This window comes from Priestia sp. YIM B13486, assembly GCF_042787865.1.
GTDB classification, from domain to species: Bacteria; Bacillota; Bacilli; order Bacillales; family Bacillaceae_H; genus Priestia; species Priestia megaterium.
On the sequence record NZ_JBHZOZ010000001.1, the window covers coordinates 639253 to 659529 of the forward strand.

20 protein-coding genes and 1 riboswitch are annotated in these 20277 nt (G+C 38.1%); of the genes, 2 read left to right on the plus strand and 18 right to left on the minus strand.

The features are described 5' to 3' along the window. Positions 1 to 110: 110 nt before the first annotated feature. The 3 genes from ACFX4G_RS03260 to ACFX4G_RS03270 form a co-directional block, all read right to left on the minus strand. Positions 111 to 1109: an inorganic phosphate transporter gene (locus tag ACFX4G_RS03260; protein WP_025750624.1), complete on the minus strand. Its 999-nt coding sequence runs from the start codon at positions 1107 to 1109 to the stop codon at positions 111 to 113. A gap of 15 nt (positions 1110 to 1124) precedes the next feature. Further along, complete coding sequence (locus tag ACFX4G_RS03265) at positions 1125 to 1757, minus strand: DUF47 domain-containing protein (protein WP_218039679.1); 633 nt, start codon at positions 1755 to 1757, stop codon at positions 1125 to 1127. A gap of 442 nt (positions 1758 to 2199) precedes the next feature. Further along, entirely contained in the window at positions 2200 to 4218 is a 2019-nt protein-coding gene (locus ACFX4G_RS03270) for a penicillin-binding transpeptidase domain-containing protein (RefSeq protein WP_097824650.1), read from the minus strand. Between the two features lie 241 nt (positions 4219 to 4459). On the opposite strand from ACFX4G_RS03270, the gene ACFX4G_RS03275 reads away from it, so the two are divergent. Beyond that, on the plus strand, positions 4460 to 4666 hold the full coding sequence (locus ACFX4G_RS03275) for a hypothetical protein (RefSeq protein WP_013059387.1): 207 nt from the start codon (positions 4460 to 4462) through the stop codon (positions 4664 to 4666). A 66-nt stretch (positions 4667 to 4732) separates the two neighbouring features. Here the strand turns inward: ACFX4G_RS03275 and ssuD are convergent, their stop codons facing one another. From ssuD to ACFX4G_RS03340, 13 genes are all read right to left on the minus strand, one after another. Continuing rightward, positions 4733 to 5857 carry an FMNH2-dependent alkanesulfonate monooxygenase gene (ssuD, locus tag ACFX4G_RS03280; RefSeq protein WP_016765674.1) on the minus strand — a complete coding sequence of 375 codons (1125 nt, stop codon included), beginning with the start codon at positions 5855 to 5857 and terminating at the stop codon, positions 4733 to 4735. Continuing rightward, positions 5854 to 6408 (minus strand): NADPH-dependent FMN reductase, encoded by a 555-nt coding sequence (gene ssuE, locus ACFX4G_RS03285; protein ID WP_097824651.1) that lies wholly within the window; start codon positions 6406 to 6408, stop codon positions 5854 to 5856. Before ssuE ends, ssuD begins: the two co-directional genes overlap by 4 nt. Before the next feature lie 69 nt (positions 6409 to 6477). Then, positions 6478 to 7332: an ABC transporter permease gene (locus tag ACFX4G_RS03290; protein WP_377572835.1), complete on the minus strand. Its 855-nt coding sequence runs from the start codon at positions 7330 to 7332 to the stop codon at positions 6478 to 6480. A gap of 10 nt (positions 7333 to 7342) precedes the next feature. Continuing rightward, a complete protein-coding gene (locus tag ACFX4G_RS03295) occupies positions 7343 to 8329 on the minus strand; it encodes an aliphatic sulfonate ABC transporter substrate-binding protein (protein WP_377572837.1) in 987 nt (328 codons plus the stop codon). A gap of 33 nt (positions 8330 to 8362) precedes the next feature. After that, positions 8363 to 9106 carry an ABC transporter ATP-binding protein gene (locus tag ACFX4G_RS03300; RefSeq protein ID WP_026106708.1) on the minus strand — a complete coding sequence of 248 codons (744 nt, stop codon included), beginning with the start codon at positions 9104 to 9106 and terminating at the stop codon, positions 8363 to 8365. Between the two features lie 190 nt (positions 9107 to 9296). After that, entirely contained in the window at positions 9297 to 10508 is a 1212-nt protein-coding gene (locus tag ACFX4G_RS03305) for a cation:proton antiporter (RefSeq protein WP_318330914.1), read from the minus strand. Beyond that, positions 10509 to 11009: a cation:proton antiporter regulatory subunit gene (locus ACFX4G_RS03310; RefSeq protein ID WP_013085158.1), complete on the minus strand. Its 501-nt coding sequence runs from the start codon at positions 11007 to 11009 to the stop codon at positions 10509 to 10511. Between the two features lie 148 nt (positions 11010 to 11157). Next, the gene (locus ACFX4G_RS03315) at positions 11158 to 11484 is read right to left on the minus strand and encodes a hypothetical protein (RefSeq protein WP_026106709.1); all 327 of its coding nucleotides are present in this window, start codon (positions 11482 to 11484) and stop codon (positions 11158 to 11160) included. A gap of 203 nt (positions 11485 to 11687) precedes the next feature. Then, positions 11688 to 11912 carry a spore germination transcription factor GerE gene (gene gerE, locus ACFX4G_RS03320; RefSeq protein WP_013059396.1) on the minus strand — a complete coding sequence of 75 codons (225 nt, stop codon included), beginning with the start codon at positions 11910 to 11912 and terminating at the stop codon, positions 11688 to 11690. Positions 11913 to 12086: 174 nt separating this feature from the next. Continuing rightward, positions 12087 to 12536, minus strand: a complete 450-nt coding sequence (locus ACFX4G_RS03325) for an acyl-CoA thioesterase (protein WP_097824655.1) — start codon at positions 12534 to 12536, stop codon at positions 12087 to 12089. Between the two features lie 63 nt (positions 12537 to 12599). Further along, positions 12600 to 13373: a succinate dehydrogenase iron-sulfur subunit gene (sdhB, locus tag ACFX4G_RS03330; protein ID WP_013059398.1), complete on the minus strand. Its 774-nt coding sequence runs from the start codon at positions 13371 to 13373 to the stop codon at positions 12600 to 12602. A gap of 3 nt (positions 13374 to 13376) precedes the next feature. After that, entirely contained in the window at positions 13377 to 15164 is a 1788-nt protein-coding gene (gene sdhA, locus ACFX4G_RS03335) for a succinate dehydrogenase flavoprotein subunit (RefSeq protein ID WP_013059399.1), read from the minus strand. 29 nt (positions 15165 to 15193) lie between these two features. Then, positions 15194 to 15802, minus strand: coding sequence for a succinate dehydrogenase cytochrome b558 subunit (locus ACFX4G_RS03340; RefSeq protein WP_013059400.1), 609 nt, complete (start codon positions 15800 to 15802; stop codon positions 15194 to 15196). Positions 15803 to 16291: 489 nt separating this feature from the next. Here ACFX4G_RS03340 and ACFX4G_RS03345 point away from each other — a divergent pair, with 489 nt between their 5' ends. After that, on the plus strand, positions 16292 to 16819 hold the full coding sequence (locus ACFX4G_RS03345; RefSeq protein ID WP_377572840.1) for a YslB family protein: 528 nt from the start codon (positions 16292 to 16294) through the stop codon (positions 16817 to 16819). Between the two features lie 51 nt (positions 16820 to 16870). Here ACFX4G_RS03345 and ACFX4G_RS03350 read toward each other — a convergent pair whose 3' ends face one another. Next, positions 16871 to 18103, minus strand: a complete 1233-nt coding sequence (locus tag ACFX4G_RS03350) for an aspartate kinase (protein ID WP_328258727.1) — start codon at positions 18101 to 18103, stop codon at positions 16871 to 16873. 141 nt (positions 18104 to 18244) lie between these two features. Then, positions 18245 to 18422: riboswitch (Lysine riboswitch) on the minus strand. A gap of 65 nt (positions 18423 to 18487) precedes the next feature. Continuing rightward, positions 18488 to 20254: an excinuclease ABC subunit UvrC gene (uvrC, locus tag ACFX4G_RS03355; RefSeq protein WP_013085164.1), complete on the minus strand. Its 1767-nt coding sequence runs from the start codon at positions 20252 to 20254 to the stop codon at positions 18488 to 18490. Positions 20255 to 20277 lie beyond the last annotated feature (23 nt).

A 20277-nucleotide genomic window follows, 5' to 3' on the forward strand; every position in this document is an offset into this window, starting at 1 on the left:
CCCATCTCCCTTTTAAAAACAATTGTGTTATTTTCATGTTTTAAGTGTACTGTGCAAATGAGGGGATGTAAATAAAAAAAGGAGCTTCTTAAAAAGAAGCTCCACATTTATTAAAATAACAAATTTAAAATCATATAGATAAGTGCAGCTAATGAAGCTGAAATTGGCAATGTGATAACCCATGTAATCACCATGCGCTGTGCAGTTCCCCATTTTACACCTTTCACTCGGTGAGCAGAACCTACACCTAAGATAGAAGATGAAATAACATGAGTAGTACTGACAGGTAGATGAACAAACGTTGCTCCAAAGATAATGGCAGCACCTGTTAAGTCCGCAGCTACTCCATTAACAGGACGAATTTTCATAATTTTACCGCCAACGGTTTTAATGATTTTCCATCCACCAATTGACGTTCCAAGTCCCATTGCCACCGCACAAGCCAGCTGTACCCACCACTGAATCTCAGTACCGCTTTGCATATTGTTAGCAATAAGCGCTAGCGTAATGATACCCATTGCTTTTTGCGCATCATTCGTACCGTGTGTGTAAGATTGTAGGGCTGCAGTCAGGATTTGAACGCGTCGAAAACGCTTATTCGTTTTCGTCAAGTTATGGTTTTTAAACGTTAGTTTGATAATCGTATAGACGATATAACCTACTACAAAGGCTAGAACTGGTGAAATTAGAAGGGCTTCAATGATTTTGATGAAACCTTTGTAATTTAAAGCACCAAATCCAGCAGCTGCAATAGCTGCTCCTGCAATCGATCCAATAATTGCATGAGAAGAACTACTCGGGATACCGAAATACCATGTGATTAGGTTCCACGCGATAGCAGAAATTAATGCTGCTAAAATAACGACAGAACCATTTTGAAGCGTATAAGGATCAACGATATCCTTTGTAATCGTTTTGGCTACGCCCGTAAACGTCATAGCACCGACAAAGTTCATGGTTGCGGCTAAAAGAATTGCATGTCGCGGTTTTAAAGCTTTGGTTGAAACAGAAGTCGCAATGGCATTAGCTGTATCGTGAAATCCGTTGATAAAGTCAAAACCAAGTGCACCAACTACAATTAGAATGGTTAATATTAGCATCGAATCCATTATAATATAGCCCCGTTACGCATTCTTCATAATAACTGATTCTAAGTTGTTCGCAACCGTTTGACAATAATCCGCGATTTCTTCTAGCGTTTCATAAATTTCTTTATATTGAATAACTTTAATTGGATCTTTACATGTTGCAAATAATTGTTTTAGTGCACGACGATATAATGTATCACAATGTGACTCATACTCTTTAATTTTAATTGCATGTTCACTAATTTGAAGAAGCTTTTTCTCAGACAACAAATTAATAGTAATTAAAATCTCTTCAGCACAGCCTTGAATATTTTTAACAAATTCAGCTACATATTCATCAAATGTCGTAATTGAATGAATTTCCATTAAAGCAGCAAAGCTATCGATGCCATCAAGTACATCATCCATGCTCATTGCTAGCTGTAAAATATCTTCACGCTCAATTGGAGTAATAAATGCTTTGTTCAACTCAGTAATCACTGTATGCACGTATTTATCACCTTTTGATTCATACGCTTTTAAAACATTGGCAAATTCCTTTAGGTCAGATACATTTTGAAGTTCAAAGCTGCCTAAAAAATCTGCTGAGTCCTTAATATTTTGGGCAATGTCCATTAACATTTCAGAAAACTTGTCTTTTTTTCTTTTGATCACGTTGCAATCCTCCATCCAATTTATCGAAACTTTACCACTCGTTTTTTCTCTCTATCTTTTTATATGTGTTCTAGTTTCTTTTTTCATTTAAAGTAATGGATAAAACTTAGCTGTTCATTACTATAACGAGAGAAACCACCTCTCTTGTGTATCAAAAAATTCTAAAAAAACAAACGTTTACCAGAGCAAAAGTCCCAAAAGGTGGTTCTTTTACTTATAGGTTATGCGATTCATTTTTTTACGCCAAGTCAAAAATTACTCCTATTATTGTTAATTGTCAATAACTTTTCAAACACATTTTTTTAGGTCTCTTTACAATACATTAACAATAATACGTTCATTCCTTTTAAAATAAGGGTTTTCAGAGTTTGTATAAAACTGGGATTTACAAAAACTTAACATTACTCCCCTTGTGTAAATAATAAAAGCCAGCTCCTTTAGAACTGGCTTTTATTATTTACTTATTATATTGCTGAAATACATTTTTTACTTTCGGCACGACGTAATGACTTCCGCCTTTATCTTCTACTCCTTCAACCATCATTGAAACGAGTAGGTTTTTCTGTTTTGTATCCACAGCTACAAACCAGCCGTTTTCCTGCCCTTTTTCACCTTGAGTTTTCTTTAATTCTGCCGTTCCAGTTTTTCCAGCTAGGGTTAACCCATCTATCTTTGCAGCATGACCCGTACCGTTTTTATCTTCAATGACATCAACTAAATCATTTTGAATTAATTGCGCCGTTTCTTTAGATATTACTTGTTTTTTCCATATTCCACTCTCATTACCGTTCATAAGAATAGGCTTTACTATGTTTCCATCGTTTACAATCGATGTATACATCAATGCCAAGTGGAGAGGATTCACTTGCAGTTTCCCCTGGCCATAGCCAGAGTTTGCTAATACTCCCTCATCTTTAATATCTTGATCACCTGCAATTTTAGACGTTTCAAAAGGATAATTAACAGGCATTTTTTGATTGAACCCAAACTGTTTTAAACCACTGTTAAATTTGTCTAAACCTAGCTTCAAAGCAGTCTGCGCAAAATAAATATTATCAGATGTAACATAAGCATCACGTAAATTAACATTCGGCTTGCTTCCCACTCGTGTTACGTAGAAATTCCCCCAGCTTTTATCTTTTTGCCATTTCTTCCCGCTGATTGATATACTTTCGTTTGGATTTACCGCACCTTCATCAACCGCTAAAGCTCCCGTGACTAATTTAAATGTAGATCCCGGGGAATACGTTTTGGTAAAGCGATTCATTAACGGCTTATCGGGATTCGTTGAAAGGGATTGGTACGTATTAGCATCGATTCCAAAAGAAAAAGAATTCGGATCAAAAGCCGGCGTGCTTACAAGACCTAATATTTCTCCCGTTTTAGGTTGAAGAGCAGTAGCTACTCCTTTTTCAGCTTTTAACTGTTCATAAAGGGATTTTTGAACATTCGTGTCTACCGTAACTTGAATGCTTTCCCCGTCTTTTGGATTCATTTTTGCAATTTCATTCTTTTTATTACCATCTTTATCTACAGTATAAATTGTGACGCCGTCTCGAGCACGAAGCTTATCTTCATATAAAGACTCTAAGCCAATCATTCCAGTTTTAGACTGAGCATTATAGCCTTCATCTTTATGCTCTTTTAAATATTCCGCTGTGACAGGCGCAACGTATCCAACTAAATGGGCACACGCTTCTTCACAAGGATATACGCGCGCATTTACCTTTTTTTGTTGAATGCCTTCTACTTTTTTCAAAGAATTCTCTAAATTAGAGGCGTCTTTTTGACTAACTGTTTTAATAGGAACAAATTGATTCTCTTTCACCCAAGAAGCACTCAGTGCTTGATTAATACTTTTTTCTGAAAGAGCAAGAGTCTTGCTTAATTGTTGTATCGCTTGCTCGCCGCCTTTAGAAAACTGCTGGGGAACAACTCCAACTTGAATCGCTTCTCCGTTTTGAGCTAAATATTTCCCTGAACGATCCATAATTTCTCCACGCACAGCTGACTGAGTAGCTACTCTTACTTGCTCTCCTTGCTTAAGTCCTTTAAAAATCATATTAGGCTTCCAATTAATATACCAATTCTCTGTATCCCCTTGTTTTTCTTGAACCACAGCAGCATTTTCTTTAAATGAGATTTCACCGGCTACAGAGTTCATGTTTACTTCAAAAGGTAAAACAGCTTTATGGTCTTTTATTTCTAAGTCTTCTATTTTACTTGCCTTCACTTTAAGCTTGTCCGCTTCAATTGCATCATAGATATTTTTATATCGATTTACAAAATCTTTTTCTGAAATCGTCTTTTTAGCATCTTTAGACAAGTATCCATACATGCCTTTAAAATCTTCTTTATTCCACATAGCTACATATTTATCAAATCGATCCTGTGCTTTCTGTTGATCATTTGAGCAACCGGCAGTTATTAATAAGAGAATTGCCATAGTAAAAAATAGCCACCCAATTCGTCTCATGATGATTTTCCCCCTTTTTTCAATACCATTTCTCTATCATATAAAATTTTACATAAACTTTCCATCGGAAAGTTAAGATCAGGAATTAATTGGTATTACAACCCACTAAATTTACATATCGACAAAAAAAATCAATAGGTAAATAAGAAAAAAATTGAACATTTTGTGAATATTTTGTGTCTTTTTTGGAAAGTATTTGATATAATAATTGTAAGAAGAAAAAGAATAGGAGGCGACTAAAATGAGAAGATTCTTACAGTTTTACTTTATGTTTAGTTCTCTGTTCTGTTTTGGAAGCGTTTTCGTCCTACTTATGTCTCAAGAATATTATTTTGCACCGTTATTCCTCACACTGGGCTGTTTAAATATTTTTCTCTTTAAAGTATATATTCAAGAAAGTCGAAAAGATAAACAAGCTGCACCTGAAAAACCTAAACCAACAATTTAACGAACTCGTCTCTCGGCTGAGATGAATGTAAAAGAAGAACCGGTGAATTTTTCACCGGTTCTTCTTTTACGACGTTGAAGCTTTTGGAAACCTATCGTTTGCAATAATCTCACCGATGCTTTCACTCTTTCCTTCACCGTCATCAATATTTAAAAGCGGGAACAATAACTCTCCTACGTGATAAGCCTCTTCTAAATGCGGATAGCCTGATAAAATAAAAGATTCAATTCCTAAAGCTTCATATTCTTTTATTCGTTTCGCTACATTTTCAGCACTGCCTACTAGTGCAGTTCCTGCACCTCCCCGGACGAGCCCTACACCTGCCCATAAGTTAGGGCTAATCGTAAGTTCCTCTCGGGTTCCTCTGTGAAGGCTCGCCATTCGCTGCTGCCCGACTGAGTCATACCTAGCAAAAGTACGCTGTGCAGCTTGAATCGTGTCATCGTCCAAATGCTGAATTAATCGATCGGCTGCTTGCCAAGCTTCTTCTTCCGTTTCGCGTACAATAATATGCAAACGAATCCCAAACTTAACGGTTCTGCCTTCTGCTTCTGCCTGCTTTCTCACAGCCGTTATTTTTTCTCTTACTTGTTCAGGAGGTTCGCCCCACGTTAAATACACGTCAGAATGTTTTGCTGCAACTTTTTGTCCTGCGGGTGAAGATCCGCCAAAATAAATAGGTGGAGAAGGTTTTTGAACAGGTGGATACAACAGCTCGCTGTTCTCTACATGAATATGTTTTCCTTCATAATTGACCGTATCTCCAGCCAATAACCCTTTCCACACATCTAAAAATTCATCCGCAGCTTCATAACGTTCATCATGTGATAAGAAAAGGCCGTCTCCGGCTAATTCTGCTGGATCTCCTCCTGCTACTACGTTAACTAGTAAACGACCGTTTGAAATTCGATCAAGAGTCGAGGTCATGCGTGCTGCCACAGAAGGAGCCATAATGCCGGGACGTACCGCTACTAAAAATTTCAAACGCTCTGTTTCAGGTATAAGTGAAGCAGCCAATAGCCACGGGTCTTCGCATGATTTCCCCGTTGGAATCAAAACTCCTTCAAACCCTAACCGGTCAGCTGCTTGAGCAACTTGCCGAAAATATGAATAGTCTGCTGAACGCCCTCCTCGATTTGTCCCTAAATATCTTCCATCTCCATGGGAAGGAATAAACCATAACATTTTCATGATTCAACACTCCTTTTCGTTTGTTCTAGACGATATCCCAGCTCTTTTAATGAACGTTTAATTCTCACTTCTGCTTCTTCCGCAATAAACTCAATTTCATTTTCTTTCGTATAGGCCACTTCAGAATCAACAATATAAACTCCATGAATAAGAGCAGTAGCTCCTAAAACGGATAAAGTCGGCTTAAATACATAATCAAGAGCCAGTAGGTGAGCAATGGTTCCACCTGTGGCTATCGGCAGTACGGTTTTGTTGTGTAAACCTTTTTCAGGTATTAAATCTAAAAATGTTTTTAAAATCCCTGTGTAGCTAGCTTTATAAATTGGGCTGACAATAATAACGGCATCAGCATCTGCCACTTTCTTTTGAGCTTCTTGAATCGCAGGGCTAGAAAAGTTAGCATATACTAAGTCTTCAGCGGGCAAGTCACGAACATGCACGGTTTTCACTTCATATTTTTCATCTTGTAGATATGCTGCAATATACTTGCTTAAAGCAGCTGACCTTGATTGCTTTGAAGGGCTTCCTGTAATAATTGTAACCTGGCTCATTATCATCTCTCCTTTTAACTTATAAAACTGATAGATTTACAAGGATTAATACGTATATAAATCCTTCTTTTATTTTTCACCTGCGTAGCTGTCTCTCCATTTAAGAAGACGCTTTTCTAATACTCGGACAAATGAATCGGTTAATTTGCCTACAACAGCAAAAATAATAATTCCGACAAAAACTACGTCCGTTTGAGAAAACTGTCTAGCATCCATAATCATGTATCCTACACCTTCACTTGCTCCCATTAATTCAGCAACTACCAGTCCGAGCCATGCAATACCTAAAGACAAACGGACACCAAGTAAAATATTAGGAAGAGCAGCTGGTAAAATGAGTTTTGTGATTTGTTTCCATTTACTAAATTGAAGAACACGAGCAACATCAAATAATTTCGAATCAACGCCGCGAATGCCTAGATACGTATTAACATAGATTGGGAAAAATGCACCGTTTGCAATTAGCAATATCTTTGAAATTTCACCAAAGCCAAACCATAAGATAAATAAAGGCGCCAACGCAAGGTGAGGAACAGTTCTAAGCATTTGAATAGATGGATCCATATAGTGCTCCGTTTTCTTTGAGAAACCGACAATTACACCAAATAGTAACCCTAGTCCAGCTCCAACGGCAAAACCTATGGCAGCACGCAAAATACTGATTTGAAGGTTAGCTCCGAGTTCTCCAGATACGATGAGCTGTTTGAAAGAAAGTATGATATCAACAGGTGTAGGAAGAACAGTTTTGGATACATAGCCCGCAGAACCAATGATTTGCCACACGACAATAAGCAGAAGTGGCACGACAAGAGAACGAAGAAAAATCCCCTGCTTATTTTTCCCTTCTTCCTTTCTTTTTTTCATTTTTTGCAAGTGAGCTGCTGAAGACTGGACGTGTCCTGAAACCACAGATGTTTTACTCATTTTCATCACCTCATTTTTCTTTTAATGCTTTTTCAATAAATGAATTATCAACGACATCTCCAGTATCAATTTTCTTTTTAATAACGCCTAAAGATTGTTGAAAATCAGCTGTCCGCTGTTGTTCTGCAATAATTTCTTTAGAGGTTGGGCGATTATAGGCAGGATTATTTTTTAACACTTGTCTTACTACGTCTTTATCTAGATTTTTTTGTTTTGCTAAAATATCCACAGATTCTTCAAAATGTTCGTTTTGCCATTCAAGCGCTTTTTGATAAACTTGTAAAAACTTAACGACTAACTCTGGCTGAGCTTTTGCAAAGCCTTCTCTTACAATAGTAAAACCTGGTGAAGCAACCTTTAATGAATCGCCGTCTGCTAAAATGCGAGCTTCATTTTTTAAGTTTTGCAGTGAAATAAACGGTTCCCAGATTGACCATGCATCCACTGATCCATTTTCAAATGCTGGCTGAGCTTCGTCTGGCTGAAGCTGAATAATCTTTACATCACTTGGCTTCAACCCATTTTGGTCAAGAGCTCTGTACAATAAATTAAAACCGCTGCTTCCTTTCGCAACCGCGATTTTTTTACCTTTTAAATCTTTTACGCTTTTAATCTTGCTGTTTTTCCCTACTAAAATGGCATTTCCTTTCAACCCGTCGCTGGAATTAGCAATTTCTAAAAACGGAATGTCTGCGCCTTGACCAGAAATAACCGGTGAATTTCCAACTTGGCCGAAATCCAAATGTCCAGATGCTAAACCTTCAAATTGCGGAGGTCCGCTTTGAAACTCTGTCCATTTAACATTTACACCTATTTTTTTAAATTCTTTTTCAAACCATTTTTGGTTTTGTGCCAGCATTAAAGGACCTAAGCTTTGTTGGATACCAATATTAATCGTAACGTTTTTTGAATCTTCTCCGCTCGCTTTTTCTTTCGTCCCGCACCCAGCCAATGCGAGAACAAGTACAATAGCTGCAGTTAAAAGTAGCTTTTTCATCTGTTCTGTCCCCTTCTCTGTCTTATTGAATCTTTAATGTTCTCCTGCTTCTTCAAATTCTTTCAGTACTTGCTGCCTTAGCTGCTGAAACGGTAACTCTGTCTTTTTTCGCGGATGACTAATTTCTACTGGAACGACCCGGCTAATTTCTCCTGGTCTGGCACTCATAATCACAATTTTAGTCCCCAAGTAAATGGATTCATCTAAATCATGGGTAACAAAAATCATGGTTGTTTTTTCTTTTTTCCATATGTCTAGCAGCACATCTTGCAAATGAGTGCGCGTAAAAGCATCTAACGCACCAAACGGTTCATCTAACAATAAAACCTCTGGATTTCTTAAAAGAGCACGCGCAATAGCAACTCGTTGAGACATCCCCCCAGATAGTTCTCGAGGATAAGCTTTTTCAAATCCTTTCAGCCTGACAATATCAATTAACTCATCTACGCGGCGCCGAACGTTCGAATCTTTCAGCGATAAGTCAGCCGCTATATTTTGCTCTACATTAAGCCAAGGGAACAAGCGGTGTTCTTGAAAGATCATTCCTTGTTTAATGCTAGGTCCGGCTATGTACTTCCCGTTGATTTCAATACGTCCTTCATAATCCATATCAAGTCCTGCAATCATTTTAAGCAGTGTACTTTTTCCGCACCCGCTCGGACCAATAACGGTGATAAATTCACCTTTATTAATCGTAAGATTTACATTTCGCAATGCTTGAGTTACTTGTTCTCCTTTTTGAAATGAGCGGTTAACAGATTGAATGACAACACTCACAGCAGTTCCTCCTCCTTGAATTTTTAAATTAAAAGCTCGTTCATCTAAAAACACAAAAGCTCCTACCTGAAAAAGGTAGGAGCTTTCGGTTGACCGATCAGCCCGTTGCTATATTTAACTGATTTGTTATTGGATTATTTTGAATTTTATCATATTAATCCGATTTGTCAACTGTGTTTTATATATTTTATCACTTTGATTCTTGAGGATTTGGCTTTTTCCATTTAAATACTGAGTTTAAAAATCCGTATATATGCTTAGACTCCTTCGTTAACACAGGGCCAATAATAGCTAAGATCAATACATAAAGCGCGGCGAATGGCTGAAGAATTGCGGATAATCCTCCTTCAATTCCAATGTTAGCCATAATGATCGAAAACTCGCCTCGTGACATAATCGTTAACCCAATGTTGGTAGAGGCCTTGTGTGACAGCCCGCTTTTTCTTCCTGAAATCATACCGGCTGTAAAGTTACCAATGATCGTAAGCGCAACTGCGCCAAGCGCAAGCCATCCTGCATCCCACAGCGTAAGAGGATCAATACTTAACCCGAAGCTGAAGAAAAAGATAGCTCCAAAGAAATCACGAAACGGTACGACAAGATGTTCAATCCGATCGCGATGTTCCGTTTCAGAAAATACAAGTCCAAGCAATAACGCACCAATTGCTTCTGCCACGTGAATTGTTTCTGAGAAGCCTGCCACAAAAAACAATACCGCAAAAACGACGATTATAAAGATTTCGTTTGATGAAATATTTAAAAGTTTATTTAGCAGCGGCGTGGCTTTTCGAGCAATGATAAAGAACAGCATCATATAGCCAAACGCAATTAAAATAGATGTTAAAGATCCAGCAAGCGATCCGTGGTCTCCAAGCACCAACCCTGAAACGACAGAAAGATAAACGGCTAAGAAAATATCTTCAAACATGATGATCCCTAATATCAGTTCCGTTTCTGGATTCGCTGTTCGTTTTAAATCAACCAATACTTTTGCGACAATTGCGCTGGACGAAATCGTAATAATTCCAGCGATAATCAGCACTTCAAGAAGAGGATTTCCTGTCAGGTATCCATACAATAATCCTAAAGTGAAGTTAATTAAAATATAAATAGATCCTCCCACCGCGATGGACCTGCCTGATTTAATTAGCTTTCCAACTGAAAATTCTAATCCTAAATAAAAGAGTAAAAAGAGAACTCCAATTCTCCCCATGAATTCAATAATCTCTTGGCTTTCAATAAACTTTAAACTGAATGAGCCAAACTCAGGAGCATGGGGACCGACCGCCATGCCCAGCAGAATGAGGAATGGAATAATCGTAAATTTAAATTTATGTGCTAGTATAGCCGCTAAAGCTACTAGTAACAAAGCTGTCCCAACTTCAAATACTAAATGATCCAATTATGAACTACCTCCTTGTGAAAGCAATTCTTTAATGAGCGTTTTTAAATTTCCTCGTTCTCCAGAGATAACAAGCGTATCTCCTTCTTCAATTAACGTATCTGGTCCTGGAGTTGATAATTTTTTTTGCGTGTTTTTAATGACGGCGATGATAGTGACATCATAATTGCTGCGAACGTCAATTTCACCAATTGTTTTACTGTGAGCTTTCGCTTGTTTTTCAACTTTGTACCATTCAATAACTAAGTCATTGAATGCCACTTCAATGGTTTCCATTGCTTTTGGCTTGTAAATCATGCCGCCTAAAATTGCAGCTAGCTGTCTTGATTCCGTATCTGTTAACGTAATGTCAAAAATGCTTTCTTCTAAATCTTTTTGATCGAAGTGATAGATTTCACGTCTTCCATCATCATGAATGATAACGACTACGCGGTTTCCTCCGCTTGTCTCAATTTCAAATTTACGGCCGATTCCTGGTAACTCCGTTTCTTTAATCATCATTGAATGATCACTCCTATAAAGTTTTTAAAAAGAATTTTTTAATTTTGCCGCGTTATTTGCCTAGAAAATCCGCATAGCAAATAAGCCTAAGAATAGTTGGTAATTTTAGGTTTGAAGAAAAGGCTGTTGAAATTTCAACCTTTTTTATTTAATTGAGGTAACTTGATTGAAAGATTTTTGGATAAAAAAGTGTTTTCTTGAGGATAAAATACGCAATTTGATGCGTCGGAATGATGAGTTTGGCACTCACCCATACTAAAGCAAAAGTTACTATCACACTTTGTATGAGAGATCCTATTTGTTTAACGCTGTGCTTAGCTCCTGGAGACATGTGCACGATATCCGTGTAATGCTGAACCGAACTTTTTGTGACCTTCACTTTTTCAAAGTCGTTATCAATAAATTTATCTGGCAAACTCGCAAAAGGCAAACAGAATATCATGCATAACAATAAGCTCATCCATATATTTTTCATCATCTCACCTCTCTTTCTTCTGAACTAGTATCTCCTTACTTAAAAGTATACGTACTCTGAAATTCAATTTCAAGCAATAAGTTTTTTTTATAAAGATTTGCCTTTTTTATAATTTTTTCTTAACGTTATTCTTTTTAGATATGTATGCGACACTGAAAAAAATATACAAAAAGCTGGCTTTCTAAGAAGAAAGCCAGCTCATGTTATAATTCAAGTTCTCCCATTCGAAGGAGTTCTACGACTGCTTGAGAACGCCCCTTGACTCCAAGCTTTTGCATCGCATTAGAAATATGATTTCGAACTGTTTTTTCGCTAATGAATAGTTCACTCGCGATTTCTTTTGTTGTTTTGTCCTGTACTAAAAGCTCGAATACTTCTCGTTCACGCTTTGTAAGTAGCGGTTTAGGTTGAAACTCTTTTTCTTTCAATGTAACCCTCCTTGCCTGATCCTGAGTTGAACTATCGGATGGGTGTAAATTTAGTCAACATATCTTATGTGCGGTATGCCTACGCGGTTACTAGTTTTAGAAAAAATATGCAAAAAACTCTTTTTCACCTTTAAAAAAGAAAAAAAGCCTGAAGAAAGAGCCTTCAAGCCATTTTCATATATTTGATAAACACGTTTTCATCTCTTCATTCCAAGGGACGCTTTTTCCTGTTTCTTTAGAAATTTGCACCATTGTTCCTCTCCCGGTGAGTACAACCTCTTTTTGCTCATTTTGAATCATATAGTGTAAATCAACCGACGAACGTCCAATTCTATGAGCTTTTACAAAAACAGATAGCATGTTGCCAAAATACACTTGTTTGACATAATCGCACTGCAAATCAGCCACCACCGGTATCGTTCCCTCATGCTCACTCGTCCACTTTTGCATAAAGCCAATATGGTGAAAGAATTCCGTACGTATTTGTTCGAAATAAACAAAAGGAACCGTATTATTTAAATGCCCAAACATATCTGTTTCCGAAAATCTTACCTTGATCTCCTGCTTAAACGAAAATGACTCTTTCCAATGATCCATGTCTTCAATATACGAAATATTATTCATCTGTATTTCCTCCGTTCGTCATAGACAAAATAAAACCTCTCCGCGTGGAGAGGTTTTGAGTGATTATACTTGATCGCTACCAAAGAAACTTCTGAATGCTTGAATTGTTGTATCGCGGTTCAAAGCTGCGATTGAAGTAGTCAATGGAATTCCTTTTGGACATGATTGAACGCAGTTTTGAGAATTCCCGCAGTTCGCTAGTCCTCCATCACCCATAATCGTCTCTAAACGTTCTCCTTTATTTAACGCACCGGTTGGATGGGCATTAAACAGGCGAACTTGAGAAAGCGGTGCTGGACCGATGAAGTTTGACTTGTCGTTTACATTTGGACAAGCTTCTAAGCAAACTCCACATGTCATACATTTAGATAACTCATACGCCCACTGACGTTTCTTTTCAGGCATACGCGGTCCTGGACCTAAATCGTATGTGCCATCGATTGGAACCCATGCTTTTACTTTTTTTAGTGAATCAAACATACGGCTGCGGTCTACTTGCAAATCACGAACCACAGGAAATGTTTTCATTGGCTGTAAGCGAATTGGTTGTTCTAGTTTATCAACAAGAGCTGTACATGACTGACGAGGTTTACCGTTGATGACCATTGAACAGGCTCCGCATACTTCCTCTAAACAGTTCATTTCCCAGTTTATCGGAGCAACCTCTTTACCTGAAGCATCAACAGGGTTACGTCTGATTTCCATCAGTGCTGAAATAACGTTCATATTCGGACGATACGGAATTTCAAACTCCTGATTGTAAGGAGCAGATTCAGCTGAATCTTGACGTGTAATAATGAAGCGCACTGTCTTTTGGACTGTTTGTTGTTCACTCATTGATTAACGAACCCCCTCTTGTTGTTTTTTTGGTTTTTCATCTTTTTTCTTTGTGTAGTCGCGTTTACGCGGTTTAATTAACGATACGTCTACCTCTTCATAATGGAAAGAAGGAGCCGTTTTCTTATCCACAAAAGATGCCATTGTTGTTTTTAAGAATTCTTCATCGTTACGATCTGGGAAATCTGGCTTATAATGAGCACCGCGACTTTCGTTACGGTTGTAAGCTCCTAGCGTTACAACACGTGAAAGCTGAAGCATGTTTTGCAACTGACGAGTAAATGTTGCCGCTTGATTACTCCATTTAGCTGTATCATTAATGTTAATACGATCATAGCGTTCAATTAATTCTTGAATCTTTTCATCTGTTTTTAACAGTTTGTCATTGTATCGTACGACTGTCACGTTGTCAGTCATCCATTCCCCTAGCTCTTTATGAAGAACGTATGCATTTTCTGTACCTTGAAGATTCATGATATTGTTCCATTTCTCTTCTTCTTCTTTCACATGACGATCATATACGCTTGAAGAAATAGCATCTGCGCTCTTTTCTAAACCATTGATGTATTCAACCGCTTTAGGACCGGCAACCATACCACCATAAATAGCTGATAATAATGAGTTTGCTCCTAAACGGTTCGCTCCGTGCTGTGAATAATCACACTCACCAGCTGCGAATAAGCCAGGAATATTTGTCATTTGATCGTAATCCACCCATAAACCGCCCATTGAATAGTGTACGGCTGGGAAAATTTTCATTGGTACCTTGCGCGGATCATCGCCCATGAATTTTTCATAGATTTCGATGATACCTCCAAGTTTAATGTCTAGCTCTTTTGGATCTTTATGTGAAAGGTCCAGATAAACCATGTTCTCTCCGTTGATTCCTAACTTCTGCGCTACGCAGACGTCAAAAATTTCACGAGTTGCAATATCACGAGGTACTAAGTTACCGTATGCAGGATATTTTTCCTCTAAGAAATACCAAGGTTTACCGTCTTTATATGTCCAAACGCGTCCGCCTTCTCCACGAGCAGATTCACTCATAAGACGAAGCTTATCATCTCCTGGGATAGCAGTTGGATGAATTTGAATAAACTCTCCGTTTGAATAGTATGCACCTTGCTGATACACGATAGATGCCGCTGAACCTGTATTAATAACTGAGTTCGTCGATTTTCCAAAAACAATTCCAGGTCCACCTGTAGCCATAATAACCGCGTCAGCTGGGAACGTTTTAATTTCCATTGATTTTAAATTCTGTGCAGAAATTCCGCGACAGCTGCGCTCATCGTCAAGAACAGCACCTAAGAATTCCCATCCTTCGTACTTTGTCACAAGTCCGGCAACTTCATAACGACGAACCTGCTCATCTAATGCGTACAATAATTGTTGACCCGTTGTTGCTCCAGCAAAAGCCGTACGGTGATGCTGCGTCCCGCCAAATCGTCTGAAGTCTAACAAACCCTCAGGAGTACGGTTAAACATAACACCCATGCGGTCAAGTAAGTGAATAATACCAGGAGCTGCTTCACACATTGCTTTTACAGGTGGCTGGTTGGCTAAAAAGTCTCCGCCGTACACTGTGTCATCAAAGTGTTCCCATGGTGAATCTCCTTCACCTTTCGTGTTTACGGCTCCGTTGATTCCACCTTGCGCGCAAACTGAGTGAGATCTTTTTACCGGAACTAGTGAAAATAAATCTACTTGCTTGCCAGACTCAGCAATTTTTATTGTTGCCATCAAGCCAGCTAAACCGCCACCGACTACGATGATTTTTCCGTTACTCATCGGAACCCCACTCCTTCAAAACCTTAATTTTATGCAAATGCGAATAATGTACGAACACCTACAAATGTAAGTGCTAAGAAGATTGCTAATGTCACATAAGTTGAAATTCTTTGAGAACGTGGTGTTACAGTTAACCCCCAGCTAACTCCAAATGACCATAGACCGTTTGCAAAGTGGAAGATCGTAGATACAACACCAACTATGTAGAATGCAAGCATTGCCGGGTTGCTTAAAATTCGTTCCATCATTTGAAAATCTACTTCTTTTCCAAGCGCAGCTTGTATTCTGGTTTCCCATACGTGCCATGTGATGAAGATAAGTGTGATTACACCTGAAACACGCTGAAGGATAAACATCCAGTTACGGAAAAAACCGTAGTTGTTAACGTTTGTTTTAGCAGTGAATGCGATGTAAAGACCGTATATTGCGTGAAAAACGATTGGTAAGAAAATAATGAAAATTTCTAGAGCATAGCGGAAAGGTAAGCTCTCCATGAAGTGAGCTGCTTGATTAAATGATTCTTCTCCCTTTGTCGCGAAATGATTCACAACTAAATGCTGTGTTAAGAAAATCCCGATTGGTATTACCCCAAGTAATGAATGGATTCTCCGATATTGAAACTCTCTGTTTGCCGCCATCTGCGTAGACCCCCCTTAGTTAAATGAACATAGTTTGTGAAGAACTTTCTTACTCCCACTAGACAAATAGATTAATCGTGAATACAGGAAATGAAAACCTTTGCATTTCCTAATAAAGTATGTGACAGGTTAATTTTACTCCCATCGATTAAGAGCGTCAAGGCAAGATGTTTAAATCTTCTATAAAATATAAATTTATAAAATTTTATATTTGTTAACGCTTACTGTATTGATGTTACAGATTTTTTCTTTCTATTATAATATTGCTTGCCACAAATAAGTAAGCGTTTACTTTATGCTTTTATTGTAAACAAGTTCACAAAACATTTACACAGGTAAAAGTACCCTTTTAAAAGGTATATTATGGATTTTCCATCTTTGCATCTAACTCTTTTTACCATAATAAAGATCCTCTTACATTTTATTAAAAAAATGCGTGAGAGGTTTTTTAGATTTGTATATAATAGTAGTAAAGAAAGAGGGGAAAGCATGAGCAATTTACAAACAGAATCACAGCAAGAACTTGAAGAGACGATGGAAACATCAGAACCTAATGTCACAGCTGAAACAGAGAGAACTCTTGATCACGTTTCATATTTCGGATACAGCCTTTTGCGTGACGTGTTAATTCCAGAGCTTCTTGGAGACGAAACGAATACCATTTCATACTGGGCAGGAAAACACCTTGCGCGGAAATACCCATTAAATACAATGGATGAAATCATCGCTTTTTTTAAAGCAGCTTCCTGGGGCACACTGACGCTTGCAAAAAAAGATAAATATTCACTCGAGCTTGAGTTATCAGGTGATGTGGTCAGCAAAAGATTTCAGCAGGAAACTTGTTCGTTTCATCTTGAGTCAGGATTTGTGGCTGAACAGATTCAGCGTCAAAACAACTGCCTAACAGAAGCCTACTTAACACATAAAGAAAAGAACGGAAAAGTGCTGATTTCCGTGCAGTGGGACCGAAAAGATATCTTACCTACCGAAACACGCGCGGAGCGTTATAAAAAGTAGGAAATACGTATATATAAAAGACGTGGAGATACCACGTCTTTTTTCTCTTCTTTATACTTGCACTGCTTGCTGCTCTTCTAATTCAAATGCTACGTGAAGCGTCTCAACAGCTTTTACCATATCAGCATGCGGTACAACTGTAGATACTTTAATTTCAGACGTGCTGACCATCTTCACTTCAATTTTCTCTCCTGCCAGCACTTCAAACATTTCGGCTGCAACGCCTGGATTAGAAATCATGCCAGAGCCGACAATTGATACTTTAGCCAAACCGCTTTCATGTTCAATACGCGTATATCCCAAAGTAGATTTATACTCTTTTAAGACGGCAAGAGCGGCGTCTACGTCTACGGTTTTAATAGAAAATGAGATAGAGAGACGATTATTAGCCGTTACGTTTTGAATAATAATGTCCACATTTAACTGTTCTTTTGCTAATGCTGTAAAAATAGTAGAAAGAGTTTGCAACTCGTTGTTTAACCCTTCAATTGTCACTCGTGAAATATTATCTTCAAACGCAATTCCTCTTACGACTAAGTTTTGTTCCATTGAAACTTCCTCCTCAACAATCGTTCCATTCTCGTTTTCTAAGCTTGAACGCACTTCTAGCGGTACCTGATAATTTTTTGCAAACTCAACAGCGCGCGGATGCAGCACCCCTGCTCCCAAATTAGCTAATTCTAACATTTCGTCATATGAAATAGAGTGAAGCTTACGAGCATCTTCTACATAGCGCGGATCTGTCGTAAACACTCCTGTTACATCTGTATAAATATCACATTTTGCAGCTTTTAATGCTGCGGCAAGAGCTACTGCCGTCGTGTCAGAGCCGCCTCGACCTAATGTTGTAATGCTACCATCTTCTGAACAGCCTTGGAATCCAGCTACTACTACGATTCGGCCTCTATCTAATTGGCTTTGAATACGAGTCGTGTCAATGTGCTGGATTCGTGCATTGCTGTGAACTGCTTCCGTCTGGATACCAGCTTGCCAACCTGTTAGCGAAGTTGCTTCATACCCTTTATATTGAAGGGCCATTGTTAACAGGGAAATCGTTACTTGTTCTCCAGTTGTAAGAAGCATATCCATTTCGCGTTTGCTTGGACTGTCCGTAATATCACTTGCTAATTTCACCAGTGCATCTGTAGTTTTGCCCATTGCCGATACAACAACAACTACTTGGTTACCGCGCTCTGCTTCTTGAATAACACGGTTTGCTACATGTTGGATACGTTCAACAGAACCAACAGATGTTCCACCAAATTTTTGAACGATTAATGCCATAATTTTGTTCATTCCTTTTCAATAAATTTGCATATGCAGGATGATGAGAAGCTAAATTTTTTTACTCAGACAATAAAAAAAGCAATGAGATGAGCTCTCATTGCTTAACGAACGAAAATTATAAAACATAACCGTCCACTGCCGTGAGATAGCTCTCCAAGAATCTACATCTTGACAATCCTACGTTTATTCAACGCAGAACCAGCAATCATTACTATGAGGTAATGTTCACTTCGGCAAATTTCCCTTTCCACATCATTCATAAGAGCTCATACCCTTCCTGATACGTACTGATTAAATTTGCACCTCTATCTTCACTTCATTTGATGAAGTGTCGTATGAAATTAGTTAATAGCTTATCAAATATGTTCTATTATTTCAAGACTATTTTTGCAATGTTTCATAAATTTTTTCAGCGATGTTTTGAGGAACACCTGAATTTCGAATATCATCAACCGTTGCTTCTTTCAATTTTTTCACCGAACCAAAATACTTTAACAAAGCTTTTTTACGCTTTTCGCCCACTCCCGGAATATCGTCCAGAACAGACTGAAAAGCGGACTTAGAGCGCACTTGACGGTGGAAGGTAATCGCAAAGCGGTGAACTTCATCTTGAATTCGCTGAAGCAAATAAAATTCTTGACTATTGCGTTCAAGCGGTATGATTTGAGGAGGCTCACCAATCATCAGGTTGGAGGTTCTGTGCTTATCATCTTTGACAAGACCTGCTGTAGGCACTAAAAGTCCCAATTCATTTTCGAGAACGTCCTGTACTGCAGCTAAATGCCCTTTGCCTCCATCTACAACAATTAAATCTGGAAGCGGAAGACCCTCTTTTAACGCTCTGGAATACCGTCTGCGAACGACTTCTCTCATGGAACTGTAATCATCTGGTCCCTTTACGGTCTTAATTTTATATTTGCGATATTCTTTCTTTTCCGGTTTCCCATCAACAAAAACAATCATCGCAGAAACGGGATCTGTCCCTTGAATATTTGAATTATCAAATGCTTCAATCCGATAAGGAGCGGCAATTCCAAGCTCTTCTCCTAACCGTTCAACTGCGCCAACCGTGCGCTCTTCATCTCGTTCAATTAAATAGAATTTTTCACCGAGCGCAATTTTTGCATTTTTACACGCAAGTTCTACTAACTCTTTCTTTTTGCCTCGCTTTGGATGCTGAACCTCTACTTCTACTAATTTCTCAGCCAACTCTGCATCAATCGTTGCTGGAACCATTACTTCTTTTGGCTTAATATTTTTGGCATAAAACTGACCGATAAAAGTTAAGAAATCTTCTTCTGGCTCTTTATAAAAAGGAAACATAGAAACTTCTCGCTCAATTAATTTCCCTTGGCGAATAAAGAAAACTTGAACACACATCCAGCCTTTATCATAAGAATAGCCAAACACATCTCGATTAACAAAATCATTAAACGTTACTTTTTGCTTTTCCATTGTCGCTTCGATATGAGCAATTTGATCTCGATATTCTTTAGCCCGTTCAAAGTCAAGTTCTTCTGAAGCTTTTAACATTTTTTCAGTTAATTCTGTTTTGACATGCTCATATCCACCATTTAAAAACCGCGTGATATTTTCAATAATTTGTTTGTTTTGCTCTTCTTTTACTTCTTTTACGCAAGGAGCTAGGCATTGCCCGATATGGTAATACAAACAAGGTCTGTCTGGCATGGTAGAGCACTTTCTTAATGGATAAATGCGATCAAGAAGCCGCTTTGTTTCATTTGCAGCTTGAACGTTAGGATAAGGCCCGAAGTATTTCCCTTTATCTTTTTTTATTTTTCTTGTAATAACAAGTCGGGGCTGCTTTTCAGCTGTAATCTTAATAAAGGGATAACCCTTATCATCTTTAAGCATGATATTGTATTTTGGATCATGCTTTTTAATTAAATTCATTTCTAAAATAAGTGCTTCTAAATTAGAAGATGTGACGATATATTCAAAATCGACAATGTCGTTTACAAGTCGAAGCGTCTTTCCGTCATGAGATCCGGTAAAGTAGGAGCGCACTCGATTTTTTAATACTTTTGCTTTTCCTACGTAAATGACCGTTCCATATTTATCTTTCATCAAGTAACAGCCGGGCTGATCCGGTAAAATAGCCAGCTTTTCTTTTAAATAATCGTTCATATTTTTCTCCTTCCTCTTCTCTT